At 71.0% G+C, this 26,743-nt stretch carries 27 protein-coding genes; 14 read left to right on the top strand and 13 right to left on the bottom strand.

What is annotated here, in order from left to right:
• Nucleotides 1–5 precede the first annotated feature (5 nt).
• Nucleotides 6–599, bottom strand: a complete 594-nt coding sequence (locus tag G398_RS0103425) for a YceI family protein (RefSeq protein WP_026852555.1) — start codon at nt 597–599, stop codon at nt 6–8.
• A 116-nt stretch (nt 600–715) separates the two neighbouring features.
• On the opposite strand from G398_RS0103425, the gene G398_RS21850 reads away from it, so the two are divergent.
• Nucleotides 716–1,207, top strand: coding sequence for a MarR family winged helix-turn-helix transcriptional regulator (locus tag G398_RS21850; protein WP_052571308.1), 492 nt, complete (start codon nt 716–718; stop codon nt 1,205–1,207).
• 237 nt (nt 1,208–1,444) lie between these two features.
• On the opposite strand, the gene nuoD is transcribed toward G398_RS21850, so the two are convergent.
• The 4 genes from nuoD to G398_RS0103455 are packed head-to-tail and all read right to left on the bottom strand — an operon-like array spanning nt 1,445 to nt 4,156.
• Nucleotides 1,445–2,644: an NADH dehydrogenase (quinone) subunit D gene (gene nuoD, locus G398_RS0103440; RefSeq protein WP_052571326.1), complete on the bottom strand. Its 1,200-nt coding sequence runs from the start codon at nt 2,642–2,644 to the stop codon at nt 1,445–1,447.
• A 13-nt stretch (nt 2,645–2,657) separates the two neighbouring features.
• Entirely contained in the window at nt 2,658–3,152 is a 495-nt protein-coding gene (locus G398_RS15935) for an NADH-quinone oxidoreductase subunit C (RefSeq protein ID WP_052571310.1), read from the bottom strand.
• 13 nt (nt 3,153–3,165) lie between these two features.
• Nucleotides 3,166–3,774 (bottom strand): NADH-quinone oxidoreductase subunit NuoB, encoded by a 609-nt coding sequence (locus G398_RS15940; protein ID WP_026852557.1) that lies wholly within the window; start codon nt 3,772–3,774, stop codon nt 3,166–3,168.
• 1 nt (nt 3,775) lies between these two features.
• On the bottom strand, nt 3,776–4,156 hold the full coding sequence (locus G398_RS0103455) for an NADH-quinone oxidoreductase subunit A (RefSeq protein ID WP_026852558.1): 381 nt from the start codon (nt 4,154–4,156) through the stop codon (nt 3,776–3,778).
• Nucleotides 4,157–4,295: 139 nt separating this feature from the next.
• Between G398_RS0103455 and G398_RS0103460 the strand changes: the two genes are divergently transcribed.
• The 5 genes from G398_RS0103460 to G398_RS0103480 are packed head-to-tail and all read left to right on the top strand — an operon-like array spanning nt 4,296 to nt 7,736.
• A complete protein-coding gene (locus tag G398_RS0103460; RefSeq protein ID WP_026852559.1) occupies nt 4,296–4,553 on the top strand; it encodes a phosphopantetheine-binding protein in 258 nt (85 codons plus the stop codon).
• A gap of 9 nt (nt 4,554–4,562) precedes the next feature.
• Nucleotides 4,563–4,937: a 3-hydroxyacyl-ACP dehydratase FabZ family protein gene (locus G398_RS0103465; protein ID WP_026852560.1), complete on the top strand. Its 375-nt coding sequence runs from the start codon at nt 4,563–4,565 to the stop codon at nt 4,935–4,937.
• Nucleotides 4,934–6,112, top strand: coding sequence for a beta-ketoacyl-[acyl-carrier-protein] synthase family protein (locus tag G398_RS0103470; protein WP_026852561.1), 1,179 nt, complete (start codon nt 4,934–4,936; stop codon nt 6,110–6,112). Before G398_RS0103465 ends, G398_RS0103470 begins: the two co-directional genes overlap by 4 nt.
• Nucleotides 6,109–7,203: a beta-ketoacyl synthase N-terminal-like domain-containing protein gene (locus tag G398_RS19210; RefSeq protein WP_052571313.1), complete on the top strand. Its 1,095-nt coding sequence runs from the start codon at nt 6,109–6,111 to the stop codon at nt 7,201–7,203. Before G398_RS0103470 ends, G398_RS19210 begins: the two co-directional genes overlap by 4 nt.
• Nucleotides 7,200–7,736, top strand: a complete 537-nt coding sequence (locus G398_RS0103480; RefSeq protein ID WP_026852562.1) for an SPOR domain-containing protein — start codon at nt 7,200–7,202, stop codon at nt 7,734–7,736. The genes G398_RS19210 and G398_RS0103480 overlap by 4 nt, the downstream gene beginning before the upstream one ends.
• 1 nt (nt 7,737) lies before the next feature.
• Here the strand turns inward: G398_RS0103480 and G398_RS0103485 are convergent, their stop codons facing one another.
• The 4 genes from G398_RS0103485 to G398_RS21855 form a co-directional block, all read right to left on the bottom strand.
• Entirely contained in the window at nt 7,738–9,081 is a 1,344-nt protein-coding gene (locus G398_RS0103485; protein ID WP_043483345.1) for a sigma-54-dependent transcriptional regulator, read from the bottom strand.
• On the bottom strand, nt 9,074–10,882 hold the full coding sequence (locus G398_RS0103490) for an ATP-binding protein (protein WP_157492267.1): 1,809 nt from the start codon (nt 10,880–10,882) through the stop codon (nt 9,074–9,076). Before G398_RS0103490 ends, G398_RS0103485 begins: the two co-directional genes overlap by 8 nt.
• Nucleotides 10,883–10,985: 103 nt before the next feature.
• Nucleotides 10,986–12,458 (bottom strand): DASS family sodium-coupled anion symporter, encoded by a 1,473-nt coding sequence (locus tag G398_RS0103495; RefSeq protein WP_026852565.1) that lies wholly within the window; start codon nt 12,456–12,458, stop codon nt 10,986–10,988.
• 201 nt (nt 12,459–12,659) lie between these two features.
• Nucleotides 12,660–14,102, bottom strand: a complete 1,443-nt coding sequence (locus G398_RS21855; RefSeq protein ID WP_211229035.1) for an NFACT RNA binding domain-containing protein — start codon at nt 14,100–14,102, stop codon at nt 12,660–12,662.
• Between the two features lie 138 nt (nt 14,103–14,240).
• Between G398_RS21855 and G398_RS21860 the strand changes: the two genes are divergently transcribed.
• The 3 genes from G398_RS21860 to G398_RS0103515 all read left to right on the top strand — a co-directional run bounded on the left by G398_RS21860 (nt 14,241) and on the right by G398_RS0103515 (nt 18,732).
• Nucleotides 14,241–15,698: a GGDEF domain-containing response regulator gene (locus G398_RS21860; protein ID WP_052571315.1), complete on the top strand. Its 1,458-nt coding sequence runs from the start codon at nt 14,241–14,243 to the stop codon at nt 15,696–15,698.
• A 68-nt stretch (nt 15,699–15,766) separates the two neighbouring features.
• Complete coding sequence (locus G398_RS0103510; RefSeq protein WP_026852567.1) at nt 15,767–17,518, top strand: DUF2339 domain-containing protein; 1,752 nt, start codon at nt 15,767–15,769, stop codon at nt 17,516–17,518.
• A complete protein-coding gene (locus tag G398_RS0103515; RefSeq protein ID WP_026852568.1) occupies nt 17,515–18,732 on the top strand; it encodes a hypothetical protein in 1,218 nt (405 codons plus the stop codon). Before G398_RS0103510 ends, G398_RS0103515 begins: the two co-directional genes overlap by 4 nt.
• 12 nt (nt 18,733–18,744) lie before the next feature.
• On the opposite strand, the gene G398_RS0103520 is transcribed toward G398_RS0103515, so the two are convergent.
• The 3 genes from G398_RS0103520 to G398_RS15955 are packed head-to-tail and all read right to left on the bottom strand — an operon-like array spanning nt 18,745 to nt 20,449.
• Nucleotides 18,745–19,623: an EamA family transporter gene (locus tag G398_RS0103520; RefSeq protein ID WP_026852569.1), complete on the bottom strand. Its 879-nt coding sequence runs from the start codon at nt 19,621–19,623 to the stop codon at nt 18,745–18,747.
• Nucleotides 19,623–19,949: an antibiotic biosynthesis monooxygenase family protein gene (locus G398_RS0103525; protein WP_026852570.1), complete on the bottom strand. Its 327-nt coding sequence runs from the start codon at nt 19,947–19,949 to the stop codon at nt 19,623–19,625. The genes G398_RS0103520 and G398_RS0103525 overlap by 1 nt, the downstream gene beginning before the upstream one ends.
• A complete protein-coding gene (locus G398_RS15955; protein WP_052571317.1) occupies nt 19,946–20,449 on the bottom strand; it encodes an Lrp/AsnC family transcriptional regulator in 504 nt (167 codons plus the stop codon). The genes G398_RS0103525 and G398_RS15955 overlap by 4 nt, the downstream gene beginning before the upstream one ends.
• 118 nt (nt 20,450–20,567) lie before the next feature.
• Between G398_RS15955 and kdsA the strand changes: the two genes are divergently transcribed.
• Nucleotides 20,568–21,398, top strand: a complete 831-nt coding sequence (gene kdsA, locus G398_RS15960) for a 3-deoxy-8-phosphooctulonate synthase (RefSeq protein WP_043483460.1) — start codon at nt 20,568–20,570, stop codon at nt 21,396–21,398.
• Between the two features lie 9 nt (nt 21,399–21,407).
• On the top strand, nt 21,408–21,956 hold the full coding sequence (locus G398_RS0103540) for a GNAT family N-acetyltransferase (RefSeq protein ID WP_043483348.1): 549 nt from the start codon (nt 21,408–21,410) through the stop codon (nt 21,954–21,956).
• A gap of 76 nt (nt 21,957–22,032) precedes the next feature.
• Here the strand turns inward: G398_RS0103540 and G398_RS0103545 are convergent, their stop codons facing one another.
• On the bottom strand, nt 22,033–22,893 hold the full coding sequence (locus tag G398_RS0103545) for a bifunctional 5,10-methylenetetrahydrofolate dehydrogenase/5,10-methenyltetrahydrofolate cyclohydrolase (RefSeq protein WP_026852572.1): 861 nt from the start codon (nt 22,891–22,893) through the stop codon (nt 22,033–22,035).
• A 62-nt stretch (nt 22,894–22,955) separates the two neighbouring features.
• On the opposite strand from G398_RS0103545, the gene nth reads away from it, so the two are divergent.
• The 3 genes from nth to G398_RS19220 are packed head-to-tail and all read left to right on the top strand — an operon-like array spanning nt 22,956 to nt 26,284.
• Entirely contained in the window at nt 22,956–24,413 is a 1,458-nt protein-coding gene (gene nth / locus G398_RS20980) for an endonuclease III (protein WP_169720607.1), read from the top strand.
• A 32-nt stretch (nt 24,414–24,445) separates the two neighbouring features.
• Complete coding sequence (locus tag G398_RS0103555) at nt 24,446–25,192, top strand: TlpA family protein disulfide reductase (protein WP_026852573.1); 747 nt, start codon at nt 24,446–24,448, stop codon at nt 25,190–25,192.
• Between the two features lie 54 nt (nt 25,193–25,246).
• Entirely contained in the window at nt 25,247–26,284 is a 1,038-nt protein-coding gene (locus tag G398_RS19220; protein WP_026852574.1) for a TlpA family protein disulfide reductase, read from the top strand.
• Nucleotides 26,285–26,743 lie beyond the last annotated feature (459 nt).

Genomic DNA, 26,743 nt, shown 5'->3' on the forward strand with positions numbered 1-26,743 from the left:
TCCCCTTACTTCTTCGCGGCGGGCACGACCTTGCCCGCTTCGGCGTTCAGGCTGATGGCGACGCTCTCGCCGACGACGCCGGGGAAGGTCTTGATGCCGTACTCGTTGCGGTTCAGGGTCAGGGCGCCGTCCACGAAGCCGGCCACCACGCTGCCAGGCGTCATGCCGGGCTGGGTCCCCGCGTTGGTGATGGGGAAGGTGATGCGCCTGGTCACGCCGTGCAGGGTGAAGTCGCCGGTGATCTCCAGCTTGCCCTTGGCCACTTCCTTCACGGCCGTGCTCTTGAAGGTGATGGTGGGGTACTTGGCCACATCGAAGAAATCAGGGGACTTGAGGTGCTTGTCCCGGGCCTCGTTGTCCGTGGTGAGGCTGCTGGCATCGATGGTCACGGCCACGCTGGACTTGGTGATGTCCGCGGTGTCCACCTTGATGGTCCCCTCGAACTTCGTGAAGCGGCCGCTGACCTTGGCGAGCAGGTGGCTGACCTTGAAGCTCACCTCGCTGTGGACAGGGTCGATCTTGTAGGTGTCCTCGCCAGCCAGGGCGGGCAGGGACGCCAGCGCCAGGGACGCGAGCAGGACGCGGAAGGGGTGTCGCATGGGACCTCCGAGAAATAGGTGTTTAACCATGCAAATCAGTCTAGGCCGATTTTAATGAGTTGCAACATCTTTTTCCATGAAATCCTGTCAAACTGGATCCAGCAGGAAGCAAGCATATGCACATCCAGGAAGAACTCCAGATCACCAAGCCCCTCGATCCCGGCCACGAGGTCGCCCTCGCCCTCCTCCTGACCCGGGAGTACGTGGCGCGGCTCTTCGACCAGGCTCTCTACGAGCCGGAGGACCTTTCCGACCAGCAGTTCAACGTGCTGCGCATCCTCAAGGGCGGCGGCAAGGACGGCTACCTGGTGAAGGACATCCGCTGCCGCATGATCTACCGCTTCGCGGACGTGCCCCGCCTGGTGAACCGCCTGGAGGCCCGGGGCCTGGTGAAGCGCTGCGAGAATCCCGCCGACCGCCGGGGCAGCCGGGTGCAGATCACGGCCAAAGGCCTGGCCTTGGAGGCCCGGATGCACGACCGCCACCAGGCCCTCAGCCAGCAGGTGGACCGCTGCCTCACGGTGGAGGAGCGCACCCAGCTCCTGGCCATGCTGGAGCGCCTGCGGGACGACTACCGCGCCCAGCTGGAGGCCCTCCGGCCCTCGTAGAACAATCTCACCACCAAGACACCAAGGCACCAAGAACCGCTTTCTTTTCTTGGTGCCTTGGCGTCTTGGTGGTGCTCCTTTGCATTTCTTAGCGGTCGAGCTCGCCCGCGATGATGCTCACTCGGCGCGCTGCGCCTCGCCCTTCGGGCGGTGCCTGCGGCACCGTGGGACTCGCTTCGCTCGTCCTCATGGCACCCAGCCCGGCACCGGGCTTCGCCCGCTGCGGTGCTTGGCGCCTTAGCGGTCCAGCTCGCCCGCGATGATGTTCATCGCGCCAAGCACGGCGACGGCGTCAGCGATCAGGCCGCCCTTCACCTGGTCCTCGAAGCTGCTGAAGATGGGGAGGCAGGGGGGACGGACCCGGATGCGGTAGGGGTTCTTGCCGCCGTCGCTCACGAGGTAGAAACCCAGCTCGCCATTGGCGGCCTCGGTGGCGCTGTAGACCTCGCCCACGGGCATCTCCATGCCGTGCATGATGAGCTTGAAGTGGTGGATGAGGCTCTCCATCCGCGTGTAGACCTTCTCCTTGGGCGGCAGGGCCACCTTGGGATCGTCCACGGTGACGGGGCCGGGCTCCAGGCGGTCCAGCACCTGGCGGATGATGCGCAGGCTCTGGCGCATCTCCTCGATGCGCACCAGGTAGCGGTCGAACACGTCGCCCGTGGTGCCCACGGGGATGTCGAAGTCGTAGGTCTCGTAGCCCAGGTAGGGCTGGGCCTTGCGGAGGTCCTGGGGCACGCCGGCGGCGCGGAGGCAGGGGCCCGTGTAGCCCCAGTTCACGGCGTCCTCGGCGCTGATGGCGCCGACGCCCTTGGTGCGGTCATGCCAGATGGGGTTGTGGGTGAGCAGGCGCTCGCACTCGTCCACGGCTTCCCCGCACTCCACCAGGAAGCGCTCCGTGAGAGGCACGAACTCGTCCGGGATGTCGCGGAAGAGCCCGCCGATGCGGGTGAAGCTGGTGTGCATGCGCTGGCCCGCGGCCAGCTCGAAGAGGTCGTAGACCGTCTCGCGCTGCTTGAAGAGGTAGAGGAAGGCGGTGAAGGCGCCGATGTCCACGGCGTTCACACCCACGCACACGATGTGGTCGGCGATGCGCGCCAGCTCGGAGACCAGCACGCGGATCTGCTGCCCGCGCTTGGGGACCTCGATGCCCAGCAGCTTCTCCACGGCGCAGGCGTAGCCCACGTTGTTCATGATGGAGCTGCAGTAGTTCAGGCGGTCCGTGAGGGGGATGAACTGCTGGTAGCTGAGGCTCTCGCCCAGCTTCTCCACTCCGCGGTGGAGGTAGCCGATCTCCGGCGTGGCCTTGACGATGGTCTCGCCCTCCAGCTCGAGGACGATGCGCAGGGTGCCGTGGGTGGTGGGGTGCGAAGGACCGAAGTTGACGATCATGTGATCGCCGTCGGACTGCTGTTGGGTCAGGGCGATGGATTCCATGGTCATAAAGTCCTCAGCCCCGGGCCCGTTCGCCGTCGTTGTAGGGGGCGGTGACGCCTTCCATGCAGAAGGGGTCGCCGCCATCCAGGGGGAAATCCTTGCGCAGCGCGTGGCCCGGGAAGTCCTCCCAGAGGAGCAGGCGCTTCAGGTTGGGATGGCCCTCGAAGCGGATGCCGAAGAGGTCGAAGACCTCGCGCTCGAACCAGTCGGCGGTCTTGAAGCGGCTGGTCAGGCTGGGCACGGCCTCGCCCTCGGCCACGGGCACCTTCACCCGCAGGCGCTCCTGGCTGGCCAGGTTGAGCCAGTGGTAGACGACGTCGAACCTCGCCTCACGCTCCGGCCAGTCCACGGCTGTGATGTCCACCAGGAGCTGGAAGCCCTCCCGGTGGATCATGTCCACCAGGGGAAGCAGGTTCTCCCGGGCGATGACGATGGTCTGGTCGCCCCGGAAGTCGTGGCGGTCGGTGATCGCGCCGGGAAGCTGTGCGTCGATGTGCTCGATGATCATGGTCTTCCCCAGCCTAGAAGATGGTCCCGGCGCCCTGCCCGGCCGCGTCCAGCAGCATCTCGCGGATGGTCTGCTGGCCTGTGAGGCCCTTTTCCGCCTGGAGGGCGTCCTGCCGGGCCAGGCTCTCGTAGAAGCGCGCGATGTGGTCCTTGCGCATGGAGAGGGATTCCTTCTCGATCTTCTCCTGCAGCTTCATCACGCCGTAGAGCATGCTCTCGGGGCGGGGCGGGCAGCCCGGAACGTAGACGTCCACGGGGATGATGCGGTCCACGCCCTGGAGGGTGGCGTAGGTGCGGTACATGCCGCCGGAGCTGGCGCAGACGCCCAGGGAGATCACCCACTTGGGCTCGGCCATCTGGGCGTAGATGGTGCGCAGCACGGGGGCCATCTTGTTGGTGACGGTGCCCAGGATCATCAGCATGTCGCTCTGGCGGGGGCTGAAGCGCATGGCCTCGGCGCCGAAGCGGCTCATGTCGTACTTGGACGCCTGCATGCTCATGAACTCGATGGCGCAGCAGGCGGTGCCGAAGGGCATGGGCCAGAGGCTGTTCTTGCGGCCCCAGTTGACCACCGCGTCCAGGCGCGTGGTCAGCACGGCATCGTTGATATTCATCTCGGCCATGTCAGCGCTCCCACTCGAAGGCGCCCTTGCCCCAGGCGTAGATGAAACCCACGAGCAGGGTGGCCATGAAGCTCAGCATGGCCGCGAAGGTCCAGAGGGCCTGTTTGTAGGTCACGGCCCAGGGCAGCAGGAAGGCGGCTTCCACGTCGAACAGGATGAAGAGCATGGCCGTGAGGTAGAACTTCACGGAGTACTTGTGCCGGGCCCCCGTCTGCTGGGCGGGCACGCCGCACTCGTAGGGCCGGAGCTTGGCCTCCTGCGGGTTGTTGGGCTTGAGCAGGGGCAGCACCTTGCCTGACAGTACGAGGATGGCGATGGCCGTCACGGCGGCGACCAGCAGCAGGATCAGGACCGGCAGGAAGGGCGATGCGGGATGGGCCATGGCGCTCTCGGGCGGAGGGTTCCGCGAGGATCCAGCTTAGCGCCCTTTGCCGGTCACGAAACCGTGCCAATATCACAACCCCACCGGGCCCGCCGGTTGGGGATAGAATCAATCTCCCCACCATTCTGCCGGGATGGCCATGAGCGACCTGAAGCTGCGCGTCAAAGAGATGATCATCGAGCGCCTCAAGCTCGAGGGCATGACCCCGGACCAGATCGAGGACCAGGCCCCCCTCTTCGGGGAGGGGCTGGGGCTCGATTCCATCGACGCCCTGGAACTGGTGCTGGGCATCGAGCAGGTCTTCGGGGTGAAGATCGAGGACGAGGCCGCGGGCATGAAGGCCTTCAAGTCCGTCCAGGCGCTCACGGACTTCATCGCCGAGCACGCCAAGGTCTGAAGCCGCCCCATGGACATTCCGGCCCACCTGCCCCACCGCCGTCCCCTCCTGCTGGTGGACCGGATCCTGGAGCGGGAACCCGGCGCGCGCGTGGTGGCCGAGAAGCTCCTCACCGGGGAGGAGGCCGGACTGCCGGGCTTCCTGCTCCTGGAGATGCTGGCCCAGGCCGGCGGCTTCCTGGAGGCGGAGTCCCTCCACGGAGCTGACATCTTCCTGGCCGGGGTGCGGGAGGCGCGCTTCCCGGCCCCGGCACGGGCCGGGGACCGGCTCCGCCTGGAGGTGGCCCCCGAGGGCGCCTTCGCCGGGCTGATGAAGCTGCGGGGCGCCGTAAGCTGCGAGGGCCGGGAGCTCTGCACCGCCTCCCTCCTGGTGAAGCGCCTGTGACCCGCGTGGTGGTCACGGGCCTCGGCATGGTGAGCCCCCTGGCCCTGGACCGCGAGGGCACCTGGGCCGCCATGCTCGAAGGCAGGGATGGCCTGGGCCCCCTGACCCGCCTGGACCTGCCCGCCGAGCCCGCCCAGATCGTGGGCCAGGTGCCCCTGGCGCCCGCACGGCACCGGACCCTCTGCGAGGTGGCCGCCCTGCGGGCCCTGGACGAGGCCCTGGACGGCTTCCGGCCCGGCGGCGACCCGGCCCGCATCGGCGTCTTCCAGGGCGCGGGCACCAGCGGCCTGCCCGTGGCAGAGGCCTACCTAGAGGATCGGCTGGCCGGGCGTCGCGGCCGGGCGGCCGAACCCGCCTACCAGAGCCCCTGCACCGTCACCGATGCCCTGGCCCTGGTCCTGGGCGCCGAGGGCCCCCGGGGCACAGTCATGAACGCCTGCTCCTCGAGCCTGCTGGCCCTGGGCCAGGCCTGGGAGCGCCTGGCCGCCGGGGAGCTGGACCTGGCCGTGGCCGGGGGCGCCGAGAGCCTCTGCCGCACCACCTACGCCGGCTTCTCCAGCCTGAAGGCCGTGGATGCCGCCAAGTGCCGTCCCTTCAGCCGGGACCGGGCCGGCCTGAACCTGGGCGAGGGGGCCGTCCAGATCCTGCTGGAACCCCTGGACCGGGCCCGGGCCCGGGGAGCGGTCATCTACGCCGAGGTGCTGGGCTACGGGGCCAGCATGGACGCCCACCACGCCACGGCCCCCCACCCCGAGGGCGAGGGCGCCGCCCGGGCCATGGCCATGGCCCTCCGCACGGGCCGGCTGGATCCCGCCGAAGTGGACCTCGTCTCCGCCCACGCCACCGCCACCCCCGCCAACGACGGGGCCGAGTGCCTGGCCATCCGCCGGGCCCTGGGCGCGGCGGCGGACCGGATCTCCGTCACCAGCACCAAGAGCCAGTTCGGCCACACCCTGGGCGCCGCCGGGGCCTTCGGGGCCGCCGCGGCTATCCTGGCCATCCGCGACCAGACCGTGAGCCCCACCCTGCGCCTGGAGGACCCGGATCCTGCCTGCAACCTGGACTGCACGCCGCTGGTGGCCAAGGAGCGGAAGATCAGAGCGGCTCTGGTCAATGCCTTCGCCTTTGGCGGCAACAACGTGTCGCTGGCCCTGCGCCGCTGGGACGGGGCATGAGCCACGATCTCGCCCTCACAGGCCTCGGCCTGGTGCTGCCCTGCGGAGATGGCGTGGAGGCCGCCCGGGCCAGCTTCGACGCGGGGCGCCCCTGCTTCGCGGACCTACCGGAGGCCCTGGGCACGGGCCGGGGCGCCGCCTGCACGGCCTTCAGCCCCGCCGGCATCATCCCGCCCATGCAGCTGCGGCGCCTGGACCGGACCTCCCGCTTCAGCTGGGTGGCGGCCCATCAGGCCTTCCGGGATGCGGGCCTGGATCTGGAGTCCATGGGCGACCGCATCGCCGTGGCCGTGGGCACCATGAGCGGGGGTAGCGAGGCCAGCGAGGCCTTCATGCGCCCCTACCTCCAGCGGGGGCCCGAGGGGGCCTCGCCCCTGCTCTTCCCCAACACCGTGGCCAACGCCGCCAGCGGCCACCTGGCCCTGGCCTTCGGCCTCAAGGGCCCCAGCGCGACCTTCGTGGACCGGGAGAACGCCACCTTCGCCGCCCTGGACCAGGCCGCCCGCTGGCTGCGCGCCGGCCTGGCGGACGCCGCGCTGGTCCTGGGGGCGGACGGCCTCTTCCCCCTGCTGCTGGACATCTGCGGCGGGGCCCGCCTGCTGGCCCGCCACGGCGATCCCGCCATCGGCTCCGGCCGGGGCTTCCTGCCGGGCGAAGGGGCCCAGGCCTTCCTGCTGGAAACCCGGGACCGCGCCGAGGCCCGCGGCGCCCGGCCCAGGGCCTTCCTCCGCGCCCTGGCCAGCCGGTCCGCGGCCGGAGACGGCGTGGACGAGCGGGCCCGGGCCCTGGGCGCGGCGGCGGATCAGGCGCTGGATCACGCGCTGGACCAGGCCCCCCCCACCCGCTGGATCGGCGGCAGCAACGGTCTGGACCGCCTGGACGTCCTGGAGGCCCGCCTGGCCGCGGCCCACGGGGACTGGCCCGCCGCGCGCTTCCCCAAGGCCCTCTGGGGGGAGTTCGGCGGGTCCGGCGGCCAGCTGCTGGCGGCGGCCCTGCTGGAGCCGGCGGATCGCGTCCTCGTCACGGGACCCGCCAGCTCCGGAGCCCAGTTCGCCGCGCTGCTCGAAGGCGTTAGGCTGGAGCCGCGATGATTCCACGCGACCAGATCAGCATCGGCAGCCAGTCCATCCTCTGGGTGGCGGGCGTGGGCGTGGGCCTGGTGACCCTGGCCTTCGTCCTGGGCGTCCAGGTGGGCAAGCAGGGCGCGGCCCTGCGCCGTCCGGCCCAGCGGGGCGTGGAGGAGGAGCTGAAGGACCTTCCCGAGCCGCTGCTGGACCAGCTCAAGATCTTCGAGGGCGAGGGCCCCGACAAGCTCGTGGCCACGCCGCGGGTGGATGCCACCGCCCCTGCCCCGGAACCCAAAGCGGAGCCCAAGCCAGAGCACAGGACGGAGCCCGCCTCCGCCGGGGCCTGGACCCTCCAGCTGGTGGCCACCGCCGATGCCACGGAGGCCAAGCGCGTGGCCGACAGGGCCAAGGCTGCGGGCTTCGCCACCTCCACCCTCAAGGAGAAGGGCCAGCTGAAGGTGCGCCTCAGCCGGCCGGCGGACCGGGCCACCATCGACAAGACCGCCGAGAAGCTGAAGAAGGCCGGCTTCAAGCCCTTCGCCGTGAAGGCGGAGTAAGTCAGCGGAAGAGGTCCGGATCCAGCCCGTGGCGGGCGAGCTTGTCGTAGAGCGTCTTCCGGGGCACCTGCAGGAGGTCCGCCGCGGCGGCCACCTGGCCTTTGGCGCTCCGCAGGGCCTCACGGATGAGGCCCCGCTCGTAGACCTCCAGGCGGGCGGAGAGCGAGGCGGAGGCCGGGCGGGCGGCCTCCAGGCCGTCGCCCACGCCCAGGCAGATCCGCTCGGCGGCGCTCTTCAGCTCGCGCACGTTCCCCGGCCAGTCGTACTGCTGCCAGCGGACCAGGTCCAGCTCGTCCCAGGCCGGCACCTCGCGGTTGAAGCGGGCCGCGGCCTGGGCCAAGAAGTAGGCCATCAGGGCCGGAAGGTCGCCCAGGCGCTGGCGCAGGGGCGGCAGCTCGATGCTCACCACGTTCAGGCGGAAGTAGAGGTCCGCCCGGAACGCGCCCTGGTCCGAGAGCTGCTTGAGGTCCACCTTGGTGGCCGCGATGATGCGCGCGTCCACCGGGATGGAGGCGTTGCTGCCCAGGCGCTCCACGCTGCGCTCCTGCAGCACGCGGAGCAGCTTCACCTGGAGGCCCAGGGGCATGGATTCGATCTCGTCGAGGAAGAGGGTGCCGCCGTTGGCGTACTCCACCTTGCCGATACGGCGCCGGGTGGCGCCCGTGAAGGCTCCGGGCTCGTGGCCGAACATCTCGCTCTCGAAGACCGACTCCGGGAGGGCGCCGCAGTTGAGGGCCACGAAGGGCCCCTTGCGGCCGCTCTGGGCGTGGAGGGCGCGGGCCACCACCTCCTTGCCCGTGCCGGTCTCGCCCAGCACCAGTACGTCCACGTCCGTGGGCGCCAGGGCCGCGATGGAGCGGCGCACCTTCTGCATGGCCTCGGAGCGCCCGATGAGGGGCTTGGCGCCCAGGCTGCCCAGCTGCTCCCGCAGGCGGCGGTTCTCCCGCACCAGGGCCTGCTTCTCCAGGGCGCGGCGGGTGACATCCACCAGCCGCTCGGAGTGGAAGGGCTTCTGGATGAAGTCGTAGGCCCCGGCGCGCATGGCCTCCACCGCCATGGTCACGTCGCCGTGGCCGGTGATCAGGATGACCGGGAGGTCCGGGTCCTTCCGGTGCAGTTCCTCCAGCAGCTCCAGGCCGGAGCGCCCGGGCAGCCGCACGTCGCTCACCACCACTGCCGGCGGCGCCTCCGCCAGAGCCGCCAGGGCGCTTTCCACGTCCCGGAAGGCCTGGACCTCCATGTCCGCCAGGTGCATGGCCTGCTGGCAGCCGCGCCGCACGGCCTCGTCATCCTCGATGAGGCAGACCGTCAGGGGCCCCGCCTCCTCCCGACCCGCCTCAGTCATCGCCCCTCCGCAGCCACAGCGTGAACTCCGCGCCGCCTTCCTCCGAGTTCCGGGCCTCGATGCGCCCGCCCAACTCCTCCATGATCATGCGCGAGATGGCGAGCCCCAGCCCCAGCCCCTGCCCCACGGGCTTGGTGGTGAAGAAGGGATCGAAGATCCGGGCCAGCACCTCCGGCGGGAGGCCGGCCCCGCTGTCCGCCACCCGGATCCGCACGCCGCCGGCGTCTTCCCCCGCCTCGAGGGTGAGGCGCCGGTCCTCCCGCTCCGCCACGGCATCCAGGGCGTTGCGGAGGAGGTTCAGGAGCACCTGCTCGAAACGGAGGGGGTCCACCAGCACCTTCAGGCCCGGAGGCCCTGGGCGGAGGACGATCTCCGCGCCCAGCCCCCGCCTGCGGGGCTCCACCAGCATGAGCGCCTGGTGGAAGGCGGCCTCCACGGGCGTGGCGCGCAGCTCCGCAGAGGAGCGCCGGGCGAAGGTCTTGATCTCCCGGACGATGTGCTCCATGCGGTCCGCCATCTCGCGGATGAGCCCCAGGTTCTCCTTCACCTCCGGCAGGCGGCCCCGGTCCAGCAGGGCCGAGGCGTTGTCCGTGAAGGTGTGCAGGGCCGTGAGGGGCTGGTTGATCTCGTGGCTGATGCCCGCCGACATCTGGCCCAGCACCACCAGCTTGCCCGCCTGGACGGCGTCATCCCGGGTCTCCCGCAGGATGGCCTCGGTGCGCTTGAGGGCCTCCACCCGGTCCTCCAGGGAGGCATTGGTCTCCACCAGGTGGCTGGTGCGCTCGGCGATGCGGTGCTCCAGATCCTCGTGGGCCCGGCGGAGCGCGGCCGCGGCCTCCCGCCGTTCGCGGAAGCGCTTCCGGTTCAGGCGCCCGTAGGTAGCCAGGGAGAGCAGGAAGGCCGTGGCGAAGGCCGCGGCGATGCCCGCCAGCAGGGCGCTCTGCCGCTCTTGCCGGGTGCCCTTGAGCAGCATGAGGTGCCAGCCCAGGTGCCCCACGGGGCTCGACTGCACCAGAACGTCCTGGGGCCGCCCTCCCGCCAGGGACACTCGGGCGGAGGAGGTGCCGGGGCCCAGGCGCAGCCCCGTATCCAGGGCCTTCAGCTCCAGGTCGTGGTACTGGTGCGACTGGCGGAGGGCCTCCCTGGTCGCGGCGTCCAGGGGCTGGAGGGTCCGGTACTTCCAGTCCCGCACGGAGGTGAGGAACACCACCCCGGAGGCGTCCGCCAGGAGCACCGCGTCGCCGCTCGTCAGCAGGGCCGCCTCGAAGTCGTCCAGGGACACCTTCACCACGGCGGCGCCCACGCGGCCCGCGGCCGTGTCGATGGGCGCCGTGAGGAAGTAGCCGGGGATCCAGGTGGTGGCGCCGATGCCGTAGAAGCGGCCGAAGCCCGAGGCCATGGCCTCGGTGTAGTAGGGGCGGTAGGCGTAGCTCCTTCCCACGAAGGACCCCGGCTCGCCGGCGTTGCTGGAGGCCAGGGTGAGCCCCTCCCGGTCGAGCAGGAAGGTCTCCGAGATGCCCGCCGTCCGGCGGATCTCCTTGAGGTAGCCGTTGGCCTCCGCCAGGCGCGCGGGATCCCGGGGGCGCGCCAGCAGATCCCGCAGCCGGGCCTCGAGCGTGATGATCCGTGGCAGGGACTCGTTCTTGGCCAGCACGGACTCGAGGCTGAGCCGGTAGAACTCCAGGTGGCGCTGGGTCTCCCCGCCCAGGGTTCCCAGCTGGCGCGCGAGGACGAGCTGGCGGGGGCCCCACCCCGCCAGGCCGCACACCGCCAGGCCCAGCGCCGCCAGGAGGACGGCCATGCGTCTCCTGGCGGCGGGAACCTGGGGGGCTGGCGTCATCGCGGGGCTCGCCATGCCGGAAGCGTACCAGGAACTCCGGGCCCGGCCTGCGGGCGTGCCCGCCTCAGGCGAGGCCCAGCCACTTCCAGTAGGTGGCGCCCATCAGGAGGATGAGCAGGTAGGCCGCGATGGTGAGGGGGATGCCCGTCTTCACGAAGTCCTTCACCTCGAAGGTGCCCGTGCCGTAGGCGATCATGTTCTGGGGGGCGTTCACCGGCAGGATCATGCCGAAGCTCACCACGTACTGGAGGATCATCGTCATCCCCACCACGTTGAGGCCCGGCGTCTTCACGCTCTGGAGCACCGAGATGATGATGGGGATCATGGCGGCCGCCAGCCCCGTGGCGCTGGCGAAGCCCAGGTGGATGACGATCAGGAAGATGGACAGCACCGCCAGGATCATGAGGGCCGGGGCGGTCTGGAGGCCGAAGGCGCCCACGATGAGCTTCGCCAGCCAGGGCGCGGCCTTGGTGGAGAGCAGGGCGGAGCCGAGGCTGATGCCCACGCCGAACAGCACCAGGGTGCCCCAGGGGATGCGCTTCTGGGCGTCCTCCCAGCTCATGACGCCGACGTGGGGCAGCAGCATGTACGTGATGGCGGCGATGGTGGTGGTGGAGGTGTCGAAGGGGTGCAGGACCTTTTCCGTGGTCCAGAAAAAGAGCAGGAGCAGGGAGGTCACCAGCAGGCGCTTCTCCTCGGTACGCATGGGCCCCAGCTCCGCCAGGGACTTGGCCACGGCCTCCTTGCCGCCCGCGATCTCGTCGGTCTCGGGGGGCATCATCTTCATCAGCACGAAGTAGAGGACCACGGACATGATCGCGGAGAAGGGCGCCGCCGCGATGAACCACTTCAGCCAGGTGATGTCCACCCCCAGCTGCTTCTGGATGAAGCTCACGGCCACCATGTTCTGGGCCGCGGCAGTCTTGATGCCCACGTTCCAGAGGCTGTCCGCCTGGGCCGTGGCGATCATCATCATGCCGGCGAAGCGGCTGCGCCGCTCCACGCCGAACGCCAGGATGATGCCCATGACGATGGGCACCAGGCAGGACACCCGGGCCGTGGTGCTGGGCACGAAGAAGCTGAGCAGGAACCCCACGAAGATCACGCCCATGAGGACGCGGTTGGTGCGGGCGCCGATCTTGGAGAGCACCACCAGGGCGATGCGCTTGTCCAGGCCCGTGCGGGTCATGGCCGCCGCCAGGAACAGCGCACCCGCCACCAGGGCCCAGGCCGTGTTGCTGAAGCCGCCCAGGGCGATGCCCAGGCCGCCATTGGTGCCGAGGATCTTCGTGGGATCGGCCACACTGGGCGCCGAGCCCAGGAGGAAGGCCATCAGCGTGACGATGACCGCCGCGCTCACGGGGTAGGACACGGTCTCCGTCATCCAGACGATGACCGAGAAGACCAGGATGCCCAGCATCCGCTTGCCCGCCACCGGCAGGCCCTCGGGCGTGGGCATGAGCACGATGGCCAGCAGCGCCGCGAAGGCGAACCACAGGGCGTATTTCTTGATGAAGGACGGGGGCTGGGGATCCATGGGCGCTCCGGAGGGTTCGACGGAGGCCACCGGGCCCCCGGCCCCTCAGGGCAAGGCCCGTGCCCCGGGGCAGGAGCCATCCGGAATTATATAGATGACCCATTTATCTGTATTTATGAAGGGGCGCTCCTCCGGGCCGGTTCCGGCTTTGTGCGGAATCCCGGAACGGGCCCGGAATCCGTCCGGAATTCCGCACGGAATCTAGGGCTTGGGGTAGACGCGGATCCCCGTCCATTTTTTAAGGATCACCTTGCCTGGCGCGAAGCCGCGGGGCTTGCTGATGTCGGCGATGCGGGCCAGGTGGACCTCCACCTTGCCGCCGTCCCGGGCCTTGCTGTGGTAGGCGGCCAGCTCGGCGGCGCGCTCCAGCACGTGGCGGGGCAGGTCGCTCAGCTTGTCGGGGTTGCGGATGACCACGTGGCTGCCGGGCACGCTGGCCACGTGCAGCCAGAAGTCGGTGTTGTCTGCCACCTTGAAGGTGAGCTGGTCGTTCTCGGCGTCGCCCTTGCCGATGAGCACCTCGAAGCCGTCCACCATGACGCTGCGGAAGGCCGCGCCCTTGCCGTCCTTGCGTTTCGCCTCCGCTCCGCCCATGCGCTTCGTCCCCTGGCCTTTCGCCGCGTCCTTCACCTTCCGTTGTCCCGCGGGGGGCGGCTCCGGCGCAAGGGCCTCCGCCTCCATGCGCTTCGCCCAGGCGGCCCGCTCGCGGGCCAGCTCCGCCTCCAGCTCCCGCACCCGCGCCAGGCCCCGCTCGGCCTTTTTGGCCGCGGCGAACCAGGCCTGGACCGCCGACTCCGCGCTGCGCCCCTCGGGCAGGAGGATCCGCGTCCCGTCCAGCAGCACAGCCTCGCCAGTGGCTCCCTTCAGGCGGTACAGCTCGGCGGACAGCCTCTGGGCCTGGGCCTTGAGGGGCCGCACGGCCTCGTGCTTCGCCCGGTCCCGGGCCAGGGCCTGGGCCAGGCGCTCCATCCGTCCGGCCTCCGCCTGGCGCTTGCGCTCCGCCGCCGCCCGGGCGGGCTCCAGGATCAGCGCCTCGGCCCGGGCCGCGGACCAGGCGCGGTGCCGGTCCAGGAGGCCGCCCTCGCCTTCCAGCACCTCGGGAATCTCCCCGGCCAGGGCCCGGTCGAGCTCGGCTCCCCAGCATTCCCGCCAGCGGCGGAAGGGGGGCGGGTCCTCCTGCGGCTCCGGCGCCGCGGCGGGAAAGGGGGAGCCCAGGCCCAGCCGCGGGGCCTGGACGTCCACCCCGTCCACCCGGATCCCCGCCCGGCCGGGGATGGCCTGGAAGGCCAGGCGCAAGGTCTCCAGCCGCCCGGTGATGGCCCGCCGCTGGAAGACGAGGCCCAGCCAGCGCTCCCGGGGATCGCCCTCCACGGCCTTCAGGCGGGCCCCCTGGAGCCAGGGGCCCCAGAGCTTCCCGCTGTCCTTCGGAGCCTCGGCCTGGAGGCGCGCCCAGGCGGGGTGGGCCGCCTCCAGGAGCCAGAGCTCGGGCTTGGGCTGGAGCGCCAGCACCCAGCCTTCGGCGGCCTTCCGGCCCGCCCAGCGCAGGCCCAGGGCCCGGCCGGAGGCCCAGACCGCCTCCACGGGGAGCTCCCCCCGTTCCCGGAGCCAGGCCCGGCCCAGGGCCAACATCAGGGGTGCATCCACGGACTCACCTTTCTCTGTTCTTTCCACCCGACGGTGGCCATCATGGGGCAACCTCCCAGTCCAGCATCCCATGTCTGGCCCCGGGAGGGTCCCCAGCTCCGCCCCATCGGGCTTTCCTCCCATCTGACGCTGGATCCCATGACGATTGCCGCTCCCAAGGCCACGAAGACGCTCCAGGTGCTCCTGGTGGACGACAATCCCATCCAGCTGAGCCTCCTGCACCACCTCTTCCAGCGGCACGGGCACACCACCCTCGAGGCCAAGAACGGCGCCGAGGCCCTCATCGTCCTCGCCACCGAGTGCCCCGACGTGGTGGTGAGCGACTGCGTCATGCCCCTCCTGGACGGCTACCAGCTCTGCCGCCTGCTGAAGGACGATCGGGCCACGCGCAACCTGCCCGTGCTGCTGCTGACGGCCCAGGGCGTGGGCCTGGCGCGGTTCTGGGCCAAGACCTGCGGCGCGGACCGCTTCCTCGTGAAGGGGCGGGACCTGGACCATGTGGTGGAGGCCGCCGCCGCCCTCGTGGAGCAGACGGACCGCCTGCGCCCCCTCCCGGGCACGCCCCGCCTGGCCCAGGAGAACTTCGGCGTGGACGCCATCCAGCGCCGCCTGGCCCTGGCCCTGGAGCAGCGGGTGGTGGAGACGGCCCTGCGCGACTCCATCTCCCGGCTCTACACCGTGGAGCACGACACGCTGCGCCTCATCCGCGGCTTCATCGAGATCCTCCAGGAGCTCATCCTCCCCGGGGCCGTCCTGGTGTCCTACATGGGCGAGGAGGGCATCCTCTGCCACGGCGTCCACGGCGCCTCAGCCACGGAGGAGGACCGGAAGGCCCTCGAGGCCGGCATCCTCCAGCTGGCGCCCGCCGAGGCCCCCTTCGAATGCCGCTGGCATCCCGCCGACGATGGCGACGAGCGCCGCCGGGCCCTCCGGGACCCCGTGATGCGGGTGCTGCCCGCCCTCATGCCCGGCTACCCCGCCGTGGGCGCCCTGGGCTTCTTCGCCGAGCGCCGCTCCGTCGAGGAGTACGAGCGCCTGTTCGAGATCGCCAACGAGGAGCTGGGCCGCCTCCTCACCCTGGAGGACTCCCGCCTCCGCCTCTACCACCAGGCCATCCGCGACCCTCTCACCGGGCTGTTCAACCGCCGCCACGTCCTCGACATGCTGAGGATCGAGGTGGACCAGTGCGGCCGCTTCGGCCAGAGCCTCTCCCTGATGCTCATCGACCTGGACCACTTCAAGGCCGTGAACGACCGCTTCGGCCACGCCGTCGGAGACCAGGTGCTGAGCGTCATGGCCCAGCGCATGTCCTTCGCCCTGCGCAAGGTGGATCAGCTCGGCCGGATCGGCGGCGAGGAGTTCCTGGCCTACGGCCCCCAGACGGATATGGAGGGCATCCGCGCCCTGGCGGAGCGGCTCCGCGAGCTGGTGGCCCTGGAGCCCCTGCCCGGCCTCCCCCAGAACGACCGCGTGACCCTCAGCATCGGCCTGGCCACCTGGGAGGGCGTCGGGGACACCCTCGAGAAGCTGCTGGCCCGGGCGGACAAGGCCCTGTACCAGGCCAAGGCCGAGGGCCGGAACCGCGTCATCGGCTGATTCCCCGCCCGCTTGACAGGGCCAGGACCGGCGCCGCATGATGCCATACGCTTCCGTATGGAGACTCCATGTCCGACCTTCCGCAGGATCCCTCCGGTTCCCCGGATCTCGCCGACCGGGTGGCCCGCCTGGAGGCGCAGGTGGCCTGGCTCCTCCAGCGGCAGCAGGCGGCGACGCCCCCACCCGCCGCCATACCCGCCGCCACGTCCGCCCCGGTCCCTGCGATGGCTCGGCCGAGACCCGCCGCCGCGCCCCGGAAGGCGATCTCCCCCGTGGTCTGGATCGCCGGCGGAGGCGCCTCCATCTTCCTCGTGGGCGCCATCTTCTTCTTCCGCTGGGCCATCCAGCAGGGCTGGCTGGGCGCCGAGCTGCGCTTCCTCCTCGGCCTGCTGGCCGGCGGCGCCATCGCCGCCCTGGCCGCGAAGATGATCCTGTACGGGAACCGGCGCCTGGGCGTGGCCCTGCTCCTGGCGGGGCTGGGCACCCTCCAGTTCACCTTCCGGGCCGGCGCCATGGCCTACCACTTCTACCCCGCCGCCCTGGGCCTGGCGGCCGCCGCCCTGGTCACCCTGGTGGCCGGTGGCCTGGCGGCCCGGGGCCGCAGCGGCGGCGCCCTGACCGTGGTCCTGGTCTCGGGCCTGGCGGCGCCCCTGGTCTTCAGCCAGGGCGGCCACCACGAGGTGGCCCTGGCCCTCTACCTGGCCGTGCTCATGGCCGCGGCCCTGGCCGTGCCCTACCTCTCGGGCGCGGGCGGCGCCTGGCACGGAGCCCGGTGGACGGCCCTCCTGGGCGTCTGGATCCTGCTGCTCCCGGCCTGCGCCGACGTGCTCAAGCCCGACGCACCCATGCTGGCGGCTCTGCTGACCCTGCACCTGCTCCTGGCGGGCCTGTGGGCCTGGCTGCCGGGCCGGGAGGAACTGCCCGGCACCCCCACGGTGCTCTGGCTCATCGCCTCCATCCTGGCCACCTCGTACGGGTGGCTGCTGTGGAAGGCCCTGGGCCTCGCCCCCGAGGTCTTCGCGGGCCCGGTGCTCGCCGTCGCCGCCCTGAACCTGGCCCTGGTGAAGCCCCTGCGGACCCGTCTGGGGAGCCGCCGGGCGGACTGGGGCCTGCTGGCGCTGGCGGTGGGCCACCTGGCCCTGGCCGTGCCCGTGGCCCTGGCCTGGCGCTGGGTGGGCCCCCTCTGGGGCGCCTTCGCCCTGGGGCTGGCCTGGGCCTCCCTGAGGGCCGAGGAAGGCGACTTCGCGGAGGAAGCCACGGCCCTGCGCTGGCTGGCGGCGGGCCTCGCCCTCCTCACCACCCTGCGCTGGGCCTTCCACGGCCTGGACGGCTTCTTCGCCCACGGCGGCGCGCCGGCCCCCTTCCTGAACACCGCCTTCGCGGAGGGGGCCCTCGCCGCGGCCGCCTGGTGGATGCTCACCCGCCGGGGCGGCGCCCTCGGCCTGATCGCCTTCCTGGCCCTGGAGGTGACGGCCAACGTGACCCTGGCCCTGGAGGCGGCCCGCGCGGTGCAGTGGTTCCAGACGCCCCGTCCCCTGGGCTGGGGGCCCTCCCGGGCCGCCTCCATCGCCATGACGCTGGTGTGGGCCCTGACGGGGGCCTGGCAGTGGATGCGGGGCCTGGGCCAGCGCGAAGGGGCCCGCACGGCCCTGTTGGCGGCGGGCTACGGGTGGATGGGCATCGCCAGCATCAAGCTCATCGCCGCGGACCTGGACCACGCCGACACGCCTCTGCGCGCCCTGGCCTTCCTGGGCGTGGGCGCCATCGGCATGGCCGCGGCCATCCTCGCCCAGCGGCACCACCCCGAGGGGAACGCATGAGACCCGCCTTCCGGACCCTCCCCTGGCTCCTCCTCCTGCTGGGCCTCGCCTGCGCCCGGGAGGACACCGCCGCCCTCCGGCGCCGGCCCATCCCCCCCGCCGCCGCCAGCGGCTGGGCCCGCCTGCCCCTGGACGCCGAGGCCCAGCGCCAGCTGAAAGACGCCTGGATCGGCGACGCCGCCGGGCGCAGCGTGCCCTTCCTGGAGGCCCGCGAGGGCCTGTGGGAGGCCCGCACCCTGCCCCTGGACCACCTGCTCACGGGCCGGGATGCCGAGGGCCGCCCCACCGCCGAGTTCTCCCTCCGGATCCCGGAGGGCTGGCAGGTGGGCGAGCGGGAGACGCTGCGCCTCGACCTGGACCTCGACGGCCGCGCCCCCTGGGTGGCCCAGGTGAAGGCCGAGCGGCAGCGGGAGGGCGGCGCCTTCGTGGCCTTCGATCCCACCGCGCCCCTGCACCTCTACGACCTCTCCCCGGCCGGGAGCCGCCACACGCTGGACCTGCCCTGGGACGGCCAGCGCTACCGGATCACCCTGCTGGCCTCCCAGGGCGAGGCTCCGCGGATCCGCGGACTCTCCGCGCGCGCCGAGACCCGCCCCGAGGCCCTGGAGGCGGAGCTGGCCCTGGAGGGAGTCCTGGCGTCGGAGCCGGGCCGGCCGCGCACCTGGCGCCTGACCCTGCCGGACTCGGAGCGCATCGTGGGCCTGGACCTGGTGCTGGCCCCGCCGGCCGCGCCGCTGCGCCCGGAGATCCAGATCGGCGAAGGCACCGAGGCGGACCGTTTCTGGACCTGCGGCGACCTGGTGTGGAACCTGCCGGCCCTGGGGACCCGGGCCTCGCGCCTGGCCCTGGCGCCCGTCCTGGCCAAGACCCTCACCTTGAGCCTGCCCGAGGGCGCCACGCCGCAGAGCGTGCGGGTCCTCGTCCGGCGGCAGACCCTGATCGTTCCCGTGGAGGCGGGTCAGGCCTTCGCCCTGCACCTGGGCGGCCAGGCCAAGCCCGCGCCCGGCAGCCTGGGCGCCCTGCCATCCCTGCGGACCCTGGCCTCGGCCACCCCCCTGGCCCTGGGCCCCGCCGAGCCCGATCCCCAGGGCCTTCCCCGCCGCATCGGCGCCGATGAGCAGGCCCGTCCCTGGATGCCCTGGGTGGCGGGACTGGCCGTGCTGGCTCTGGCCTCCGTGGCCTGGCGGCTGCTGAAGGGACAATCCGCCGCATGAGGCTCCGGGCCCTCAACCCTCCCCAGGCGCCGACCCCGCAGCCGGGCGGGGCCGCAGCTGCACCAGCGCCACCGCCGCCAGGATGACGGTCATGCCGAGGATCTCCCGCGGTCCGAACGGCTCGCGCAGGATCAGGCTGCCCAGCAGCACCGCCACCACCGGATTCAGATAGGCGTAGGTGCCCATCTTGGCCGGGGGCCAGGCCTTGGCCAGGTAGATGTAGGCGGAGAAGGCCAGCATGGAGCCGAAGAGGGCCAGGTAGGTCACGGCGCCCAGGGCCCGCGGCGTGAGGGGGCCGCGCAGGAAGCCGCCGGTGAGCGGCGCCACGACCAGCCCGATGACCGCAGCCGTCCCCATCTGGATGCCCACGTTGGTCATGAGGCCTCCGCCGTGGACGAAGTGCTTGCCGTGGAGCGTGCCCCAGGACCAGATGAGGGGCGCCACCACCAGGGCCGCCAGCCCGCCCGCATGGACGCGCACGCCGCCCGTGGGCCACACCAGGACGCAGACGCCGGCCAGGCCGAGGCCCAGGCCCGCCCAGCCCTTGGCGCCCAGGGGCTCCTTCGCCATGGAGAAGACCGCCAGCCAGAGGGGCACCAGGGCCGCGAACACCGCCGCCAGGCCCGAGGAGACGTGCAGCTCGGCCCAGGAGATGAGGGCGTTGGAGCCGCCCAGCAGCAGGGCCCCCACCACCATGAGGTGGCCCACCTCTTTCATGGGGGGCAGGGGTTCCCGGCGCAGCCGGCCCAGCCCCAGGGCCAGGACGGCGGCCACGGAGAACCGCGCCGCCACCATGCCGTAGGGCGTGAAGGATTCCAGGCCCAGGGCGATGGCGAAGTAGGTGGAACCCCAGACCACGGCCACGGTGAGGTAGGCGAGCCAGGCGAGCATCAGGAGGCGCCCATCCCGGATTCGCGCTCCACGCGGCAGACCCTCAGCCGGAAGGCCCCGTACCACCGATCCCGCCCCAGGCGCTGCGCCACGGCATGCTCGGCGTGGGCCTTCCAGGCGGCGACGGAGGCCTCGTCCTTCCAGTAGGACACGGTGATGCCGAAGCCCTCGGCGTCCCGCGCGCTCTCCACACCGAGGAAACCAGGCTGGGCGCGGGCCAGTTCCACCATGCGCCCGGCCATGGCCGCGTACCCCTGGTCGCCCTCGGTCCGCTGGCTGCTGAAGATCACGGCGACATAGGGCGGCTCGGGGGTGGCCGCGATCACTTCTTGGCCTTCTTCCCCGGCCCGTCGGCGGGGAAGGGGCTGGGGCCGGCCTTCTCCCAGTGGGTCTCCAGGACGATGGTGGTGCGCGTGGTCACCATGGGCCCCAGGGCCCGGATGCGGCGCAGGCGCTCGGCGATGCCCGCGGGCGTGTCCGCCACCACCTTGAGCATGAGCGCGTCCTCACCGGCCACCGTGTGGGCCTCCAGGATGTCCGGCTCATCCTCCAGGGCCTTGATGAAGCGCTGCTCGATGGCCTCGTTGTTGTCCTTGTAGCGCACGGCCACGAAGGCGACGTTGGGCTTGTTCACGGCGGCCGGGGCCACGCGGGCCGCGTAGCCGGCCAGGATGCCATCCGCCTCCAGGCGCTTCACCCGGTCGATGATGGTGGGCCGGCTCACGCCGAGCCGCTCCGCCAGCTCCGCGTGGCTCATGCGCCCCTCCTGCTGGAGCAGGGCCACGAGGCGGCGGTTGAGATCGTCGTCCATCAGCGTCTTCGCCATGCCGGACTCCGCAAGAGGATGGGGTTGGAACCATTGAACACTGTGCAAGATCATCCATCAATACGGATGACAACCCGTCAATGGCCCCAGAGGAGGTAAAATGCAGGCAGAGGTGCACATGGACTTCGCCCGACCCTTCACTGGCCAGAGCTTCTTCCTGATCGCGGGGCCCTGCGTCATCGAAAGCCGGGAGCACGCCCACCTGATGGCCTCCAGCCTGCGGGACCTGGCGGAGGCCCGGGGCATCCCCTTCATCTACAAATCCAGCTTCGACAAGGCCAACCGCACCAGCGGCAGCAGCCACCGGGGACCCGGCATGGACGAGGGCCTGGACATCCTGGCCGAGGTTCGCAGCCGCTACGGCGTCCCCGTGCTCACGGACGTCCACGAGAGCAGCCAGTGCGCCCCCGTGGCCCAGGCCGTGGACGTGCTCCAGATCCCGGCCTTCCTCTGCCGCCAGACGGACCTGCTGCTGGCCGCCGCCGCCACGGGCCGCGCGGTGAACCTCAAGAAGGGCCAGTTCCTCGCCCCCTGGGACCTCAAGCACGGCGTGGAGAAGCTCCGCTCCGTGGCTGGCCACGGCCCCGTGTGGGTGACCGAGCGCGGCTCCACCTTCGGCTACGGCAACCTGGTGGTGGACTTCCAGAGCTTCCCCCACCTGCGCAAGACCGGCTGCCCTGTGGTCTTCGACGCCACCCACAGCGTGCAGAAGCCCGGCGCCCTGGGGAATGCCACCGGCGGCGCACGGGAGATGATCCCCACCCTGGCCCGGGCCGCGGCCACGGCCGTGGACGGCTTCTTCTTCGAGGTGCACGACTGCCCCGAGAAGGCCTTCAGCGATGGCCCGAACGCCATGCGCCTGGAGCAATTCGGCGCCCTGCTGGACGAGCTGCTGGTCCTGTGGCGGGCCGGCCGCGCCGCAGCGGCCTCCGACCCCGTGGGCAAGTAGGGGGCGGCGATGGAGGAGGTGGTCAAGGCCGGACGGAGCCTGGAGCTGCGTCCCCTCTGCCTGCGGGACGCCCGGCCCCTGTTCGCCCTGGTGGACGCCAACCGCGACCGCCTGCGCCGCTGGCTCCCTTGGACCGACGCCAACCTCAGCGTGCAGGATTCCCGCGCCTACATCCTGCGGGTGCGGGCCCGGGCGCGCGCCGGCATGGCCCTGCCCTTCGGCCTCTGGTGGCGGGGCAGCCTGGTGGGCGTGGTCGGCTTCGTGTGGATCGACCAGGCCAACCGCTGCGGGGGCATCGGCTACTGGCTGGCCCGCGAGGCCGAGGGCCATGGACTGATGACCGCCGCCGTGTCGGCCCTGGCCCGCCACGGCTTCCACACCCTGAATCTCCACCGCGCGGAGATCCGGGCCGGCGTCCGCAACCGCCGCAGCCGCGCCATCCCCGAGCGCCTGGGCTTCCGCCACGAGGGCACCCTGCGCCAGGCCGAGCGCCTGGCCGGCCGCTACGTGGACCACGCCGTGTACGGGATGCTGGCCGAGGAGTGGCGCCGCCGCTGACGCCTCCAGCCGATGGCTGAAACTGACAGCTGACAGCTGACAGCTGATAGCTGATAGCTGATAGCTGATAACGAACCTACTCCGCCCCCGCCGCGTAGGTCAGGTTCAGCAGGGCCATGGCGCGCGTCACCTTGCCCACGCTGTTCTTGGTGGTGTCGGTGTAGGGGATGCCGCGGCGCTCCAGGGCCTCGTAGTCGAAGTTGCCGTCACCGCTGAGGTCGAAGCAGAGGGCGCCGTCCTTGATCCAGTCCGTGTTGATGCGGTAGTTCGGCGCCGGCACGGCGCACACGATGACGTCGGCCATGCGGACGAACCCTTCCAGATGGGTCTGGTTGGTGGCGGCGTGGCAGAGGATGGGGGTGCCCTTGAGGTTGGCCACCATGGCCGTGAGGGGCCGGCCGATGCGCAGGCTGTCGTTGATGACGAGCACCGTCTTGCCCGCCAGCCACTGGTCGCCGAAGCCGCGCTTGAGCGTCTTCACGATGGCCCGCGCTGTGCAGGGCGTCATGCAGCGGTGCTGGGTGCCGTCATCCATGCGCTTCCGGTACTTGTTCAGGTAGCCGATGTTGATGGAGTGCAGGCCCTCGATGTCCTTGCTGGGGTCCACCAGGTCCATCACCTCGTCGTCCTTGATCTCGGGATAGCGCAGGGGATAGAAGATGAACACGCCGTGGGTCTTCTCGTCCTGGTTGAGCCGGGCGATGAGCTTCACGATCTGCATGCCGTTCTCGACGCGCAGATCGGCGGCGTTGATGCCCAGGTCCTCGCAGTCCTTCATGAGCCAGCGCTGGTAGGTGACGCTGCCGGGATCGTGGCTGCCGAGGATGACGCCCAGTCCGGGGGAGAAGCCCAGCTTCTTGATGTTCCCCTTCACCAGGTCCAGGTAGTGGCGGGCGGTCTCCTGGCAGTCGAGCTTCCCCGTGAGCGTGGTGGGCATGCGGCACCTCGCTTCCAGTTTATCCGTCCGGGGCCCCTCCGGAGGAACGCTATCCTGGTCCCATGCCTCCGCCCAAGCCCCAGCCCCGCGAGCTCCAGGCCCGGCTCCGCACCGCCTACCCCGACGCCCGCTGCGCCCTCGACCACCGGGATCCCTTCCAGCTGGTGGTGGCCACCATCCTCAGCGCCCAGTGCACGGACGCCCGGGTGAACCTCACCACGCCGGCCCTCTTCGCCCGCTACCCCGACGCCGCCAGCCTGGCGGAGGCCCGGACGGAGGAACTCGAGGGCCTCATCAAGTCCACGGGCTTCTTCCGGAACAAGGCCAGGAACCTCATCGGGCTCGGACAGGCGCTTATCTCGCGGCACGGCGGCAAGGTGCCCTCCGACCCCGCCGAGCTGTCCGCCCTGCCCGGCGTGGGCCAGAAAACCGCCAACGTGGTGCTGGCCAACGCCTTCGGCGTGCCCGCCCTGGCCGTGGACACGCACATCTTCCGCGTGGCGCGCCGCCTGGGCCTCTCCAAGGCCACCACGCCGGAAAAAGTGGAGGCGGACCTCTGCCGCCTCTTCCCCCGGGAGGACTGGATCGAGCTGCACCACCAGCTCATCTTCCACGGCCGCCGCACCTGCGACGCCCGCCGTCCCGCCTGCGCCACCTGCCCCCTGCTGGACCTCTGCCCCACGGGGCTGGGACAGATGAAGGATCCGCACCTGGGGGTCCGGCTGGCGCGGCCAGCCGCCAGTCCTCAGTCTTCAGTCCTCAGTCTTCAGGACGCGGGAACCGGCATGCCGGTTCCTGGGCAGGGACCGCAGCGCATCGTCAGCCTCGTGCCCTCGGTGACGGAGCTGCTGGTGCAGTGGGGGCTGGCGGCGCGGCTCGTGGGGCGGACGCGCTACTGCATCGAGCCCAGGTGGATCCGCAACACCGTGCCCGCCGTGGGCGGCACCAAGAACCCGGATCTGGACCGCATCAGGGACCTGGCGCCGGACCTGGTGATCCTCGAGCGGGACGAGAATCCCAGGGAGGTGGCCGAGGCATTGACGAGCCTGGGGATCCCCTGGCTGGCCCTGGAGATCCGCACCGTGAAGGACTGCGTCCTGGCCCTGCGGCAGCTGGGGAAGGCCCTGGGCGCCGAGGCCGCCGCGGAGGCCCGGGCGGCGGCCCTGGAGGCCGCCCTGAAGGGAAGGCGGCGCAAGGGCCCCCGCGCCATCGCCCTCATCTGGAAGGATCCCTGGATGAGCGCCGGGCCCGACACCTACCCGGGTGACCTGCTGCGCCAGGGCGGTCTCACGCCCATCGGCCCGGACCGCTATCCCGTGCTCACCGACCCGGACCTGGAGGCCCTCGCCCCCGAGGTGATCCTCCTTCCCACAGAGCCCTACCGCTTCAACCGCCGCCACCAGGCCGAGCTGCAGAAGCGGTTTCCGGAGGCCGAGGTGCGGCTCGTGGACGGCCAGGCCCTCACCTGGTACCTGAGCCGGACCGAAGCGGGCCTCGACCTGGTGCGGAGCCTCCGGTAGGGTGGTGGGCAATCCCCGCCGAGAGGAACGCCATGACCCGCCTTGTCCCGAGCCTTCTCTGTCTCCTGCCCGGCCTCGCCCTGGGGGCCCAGGGCGTGTTCAACAACGCCAACAGCCCGACTGACCCCACCTGCCCGCGGATCATGCAGGAGAAGACAGACCTGGAATACAGCAGCCAGTACGGCCGGAACGGAGCCGACGCCTCGGCGGTCCGCTACTCCCAGTGGGGGAACCAGTACTTCCCGCCCGCCCAGCGCAAGGATGTCTCCGCTTTCGCGGCCTATGACGAGAAGAACAAGGGTGTCTCCCTCGCCAGCCTCAAGGGGAAGGTGGTGCTGGTGGGCCTCTGGAGCACCCACTGCGATCCCTCCGCCAAGATGCTCATGGAGTTCGCCAGCCTCTACGCCAAGCGGGACCAGTACGGGTTCGAGATCCTGTCCGTGAACTTTGACGAGAACCAGCAGGATGGCGGCGGCTTGGAAGGCGGCTGGCGGGCCATCAACAAGTTCCGCATCAAGAACCGGCAGTTCTTCGACGCCAGCAAGATGCCCATCTACACGCCGGGCCTCGGCAAGGAGGGCCCCTCGAACTTCATGGACATGGTCTACTCCGTGCCCGTGCTCTTCGTGGTGGATCGCCAGGGGAAACTGGCCGAGCTCCACATCGGCTACAAGGACGGCTTCGTGGGCCAGGCCCTCACGCGGGTCCTCCGGGAACGGACCGCGCCGCCGGCCCCAGCTCCAGCCCCGGCACCCGCCGTCGAGCCGGCCAAGCCGTAGCCTCATGAATAGAGGTATCCTGTCCGGTGAGCCTGACCGCCCGCCGGAGGACGCATGCCCCTGCCCCTGATCTGCCTGATGACGGCCCTGCCCGCGCTCCAGGCGCCGGCTCCCGCGGCCCCCGCCCAGGCGGTGCTCGATGCCGCCAAGGCGAAGGCCAGGGCCGTGGCGGAGGCCCGCGCCGCCTTCATGAGGGCCGGCGGCAACAGCAAGGACTTCAGGGGCGACTGCGCCAAGGAACTCGCGGACCTCGACGCGCGCCTGGCCCTTGAAGTGGCACCCGAACTGCGCCAGGCCCTGATGGTGAGCAAGCTCTTCCACCTGCAGCTGGCCAAGGCCCAGCCGACGCCCACCTTCCTCGACCAGGTGCGCCGGGAGGTGCCTCCCACCGCCGCCGCCTGGAGCCTGGATCCCGGTCTGCTCTCGGCCCGCGCCACGGCCGACCCCCAGGGCTGGGGCGCCTACGTGGCCGAGGCCCGCGCCAAGCACCCCGACGCCAACCTGCGCCGCATCGTGCTCTTCGATCACTTCCTGGGGCGGCTGGAGGCCGGGGACGAGGCCGGCTGGAAGGCCGCCTTCGCCGCGATCCAGACCCAGTTCCCAGGTCCTCTGGCGGAACGCGCCCAGAGCTTCCTCGACGCCGAAGCCAAGACCGGCCCGGGCCGCCCCGCCCCGGCCTTCAGCCTGAAGGCCCTCGACGACCCCAAGGCCACCTACACGCTGGACACCTTCAAGGGCAGGTACGTGTTCATCGACTTCTGGGCCACCTGGTGCCCGGACTGCCGGGCGGAGCTGCCTGCCCTCCACGCCGCCTGGGCGCGGTTCCACACCAAGCCCGTCGAGTTCCTCTCCCTCTCCTTCGACCGCCGCATCGAACACATCGCGCCCTTCCGGAAGCAGGCCGCCACGCCCATGCCCTGGAAGCACGCCTTCATCGAGGGCGGCTTCAAGAGCCCCCTGGCCGACGCCTACGGCGTGATGGGCATCCCCAAGGCCCTGCTCATCGGACCCGACGGGAAGATCCTGGCCGGCGGCGCCCAGCTGCGGGGGGAGCAGCTGGAGAAGACCCTGGAGCGGTTCCTGGGGAAGTGAGAAGCAGGACAGGGTTAACAGGATTCAGGGTGATTAACAGGATTTTAGATCAATGGGATAACGCTTGAATCCTGTTACCTGATTATCGGCGAGCCTCAGCCAGAAAAGCGGAACGCAGAGGGCGCAGAGACCGCGCTTCGGGCGCCCGGAGAGCGCGGAGGGGGCTCGACCCACCATGCGTGGGCCCGCCGAAGGCGGCCTCCGGCGTTGCCGGAGGTCATGGGGGGCGCCAGGGCCGCGCACCCCATGGAGCCCACGCTTGCGAAGCTGCACCCCCGAATCAGCCGCAGCCCCGTTTTCAATCTGTGTAAATCTGTGAAATCTGTGGACCCGAGGCCGTTTCTCCGTCATCTCCGGCTCCAGCCTTTCATCTTGCGAACATGGGGCTGAGCTTGGCCGATAAGCAGGTCCTGTTAATCCTGCTTTTCATCCTGTTAATCCTGTCTCAGCTTTTCCCCT

Origin of the sequence: Geothrix fermentans DSM 14018 (genome assembly GCF_000428885.1) — a bacterium.
GTDB classification, from domain to species: Bacteria; Acidobacteriota; Holophagae; order Holophagales; family Holophagaceae; genus Geothrix; species Geothrix fermentans.

Excerpts from the sequence above, each read along its gene's own strand:
- G398_RS0103425 (WP_026852555.1), bottom strand. The coding sequence starts at position 599 with ATGCGACACCCCTTCCGCGTCCTGCTCGCGTCCCTGGCGCTGGCGTCC.
- G398_RS21850 (WP_052571308.1), top strand. The coding sequence starts at position 716 with ATGCACATCCAGGAAGAACTCCAGATCACCAAGCCCCTCGATCCCGGC.
- nuoD (WP_052571326.1), bottom strand. The coding sequence starts at position 2,644 with ATGGAATCCATCGCCCTGACCCAACAGCAGTCCGACGGCGATCACATG.
- G398_RS15935 (WP_052571310.1), bottom strand. The coding sequence starts at position 3,152 with ATGATCATCGAGCACATCGACGCACAGCTTCCCGGCGCGATCACCGAC.
- G398_RS15940 (WP_026852557.1), bottom strand. The coding sequence starts at position 3,774 with ATGGCCGAGATGAATATCAACGATGCCGTGCTGACCACGCGCCTGGAC.
- G398_RS0103455 (WP_026852558.1), bottom strand. The coding sequence starts at position 4,156 with ATGGCCCATCCCGCATCGCCCTTCCTGCCGGTCCTGATCCTGCTGCTG.
- G398_RS0103460 (WP_026852559.1), top strand. The coding sequence starts at position 4,296 with ATGAGCGACCTGAAGCTGCGCGTCAAAGAGATGATCATCGAGCGCCTC.
- G398_RS0103465 (WP_026852560.1), top strand. The coding sequence starts at position 4,563 with ATGGACATTCCGGCCCACCTGCCCCACCGCCGTCCCCTCCTGCTGGTG.
- G398_RS19210 (WP_052571313.1), top strand. The coding sequence starts at position 6,109 with ATGAGCCACGATCTCGCCCTCACAGGCCTCGGCCTGGTGCTGCCCTGC.
- G398_RS0103480 (WP_026852562.1), top strand. The coding sequence starts at position 7,200 with ATGATTCCACGCGACCAGATCAGCATCGGCAGCCAGTCCATCCTCTGG.
- G398_RS0103485 (WP_043483345.1), bottom strand. The coding sequence starts at position 9,081 with ATGACTGAGGCGGGTCGGGAGGAGGCGGGGCCCCTGACGGTCTGCCTC.
- G398_RS0103490 (WP_157492267.1), bottom strand. The coding sequence starts at position 10,882 with ATGGCCGTCCTCCTGGCGGCGCTGGGCCTGGCGGTGTGCGGCCTGGCG.
- G398_RS0103495 (WP_026852565.1), bottom strand. The coding sequence starts at position 12,458 with ATGGATCCCCAGCCCCCGTCCTTCATCAAGAAATACGCCCTGTGGTTC.
- G398_RS21860 (WP_052571315.1), top strand. The coding sequence starts at position 14,241 with ATGACGATTGCCGCTCCCAAGGCCACGAAGACGCTCCAGGTGCTCCTG.
- G398_RS0103510 (WP_026852567.1), top strand. The coding sequence starts at position 15,767 with ATGTCCGACCTTCCGCAGGATCCCTCCGGTTCCCCGGATCTCGCCGAC.
- G398_RS0103515 (WP_026852568.1), top strand. The coding sequence starts at position 17,515 with ATGAGACCCGCCTTCCGGACCCTCCCCTGGCTCCTCCTCCTGCTGGGC.
- G398_RS0103520 (WP_026852569.1), bottom strand. The coding sequence starts at position 19,623 with ATGCTCGCCTGGCTCGCCTACCTCACCGTGGCCGTGGTCTGGGGTTCC.
- G398_RS15955 (WP_052571317.1), bottom strand. The coding sequence starts at position 20,449 with ATGGCGAAGACGCTGATGGACGACGATCTCAACCGCCGCCTCGTGGCC.
- kdsA (WP_043483460.1), top strand. The coding sequence starts at position 20,568 with ATGGACTTCGCCCGACCCTTCACTGGCCAGAGCTTCTTCCTGATCGCG.
- G398_RS0103540 (WP_043483348.1), top strand. The coding sequence starts at position 21,408 with ATGGAGGAGGTGGTCAAGGCCGGACGGAGCCTGGAGCTGCGTCCCCTC.
- G398_RS0103545 (WP_026852572.1), bottom strand. The coding sequence starts at position 22,893 with ATGCCCACCACGCTCACGGGGAAGCTCGACTGCCAGGAGACCGCCCGC.
- nth (WP_169720607.1), top strand. The coding sequence starts at position 22,956 with ATGCCTCCGCCCAAGCCCCAGCCCCGCGAGCTCCAGGCCCGGCTCCGC.
- G398_RS0103555 (WP_026852573.1), top strand. The coding sequence starts at position 24,446 with ATGACCCGCCTTGTCCCGAGCCTTCTCTGTCTCCTGCCCGGCCTCGCC.
- G398_RS19220 (WP_026852574.1), top strand. The coding sequence starts at position 25,247 with ATGCCCCTGCCCCTGATCTGCCTGATGACGGCCCTGCCCGCGCTCCAG.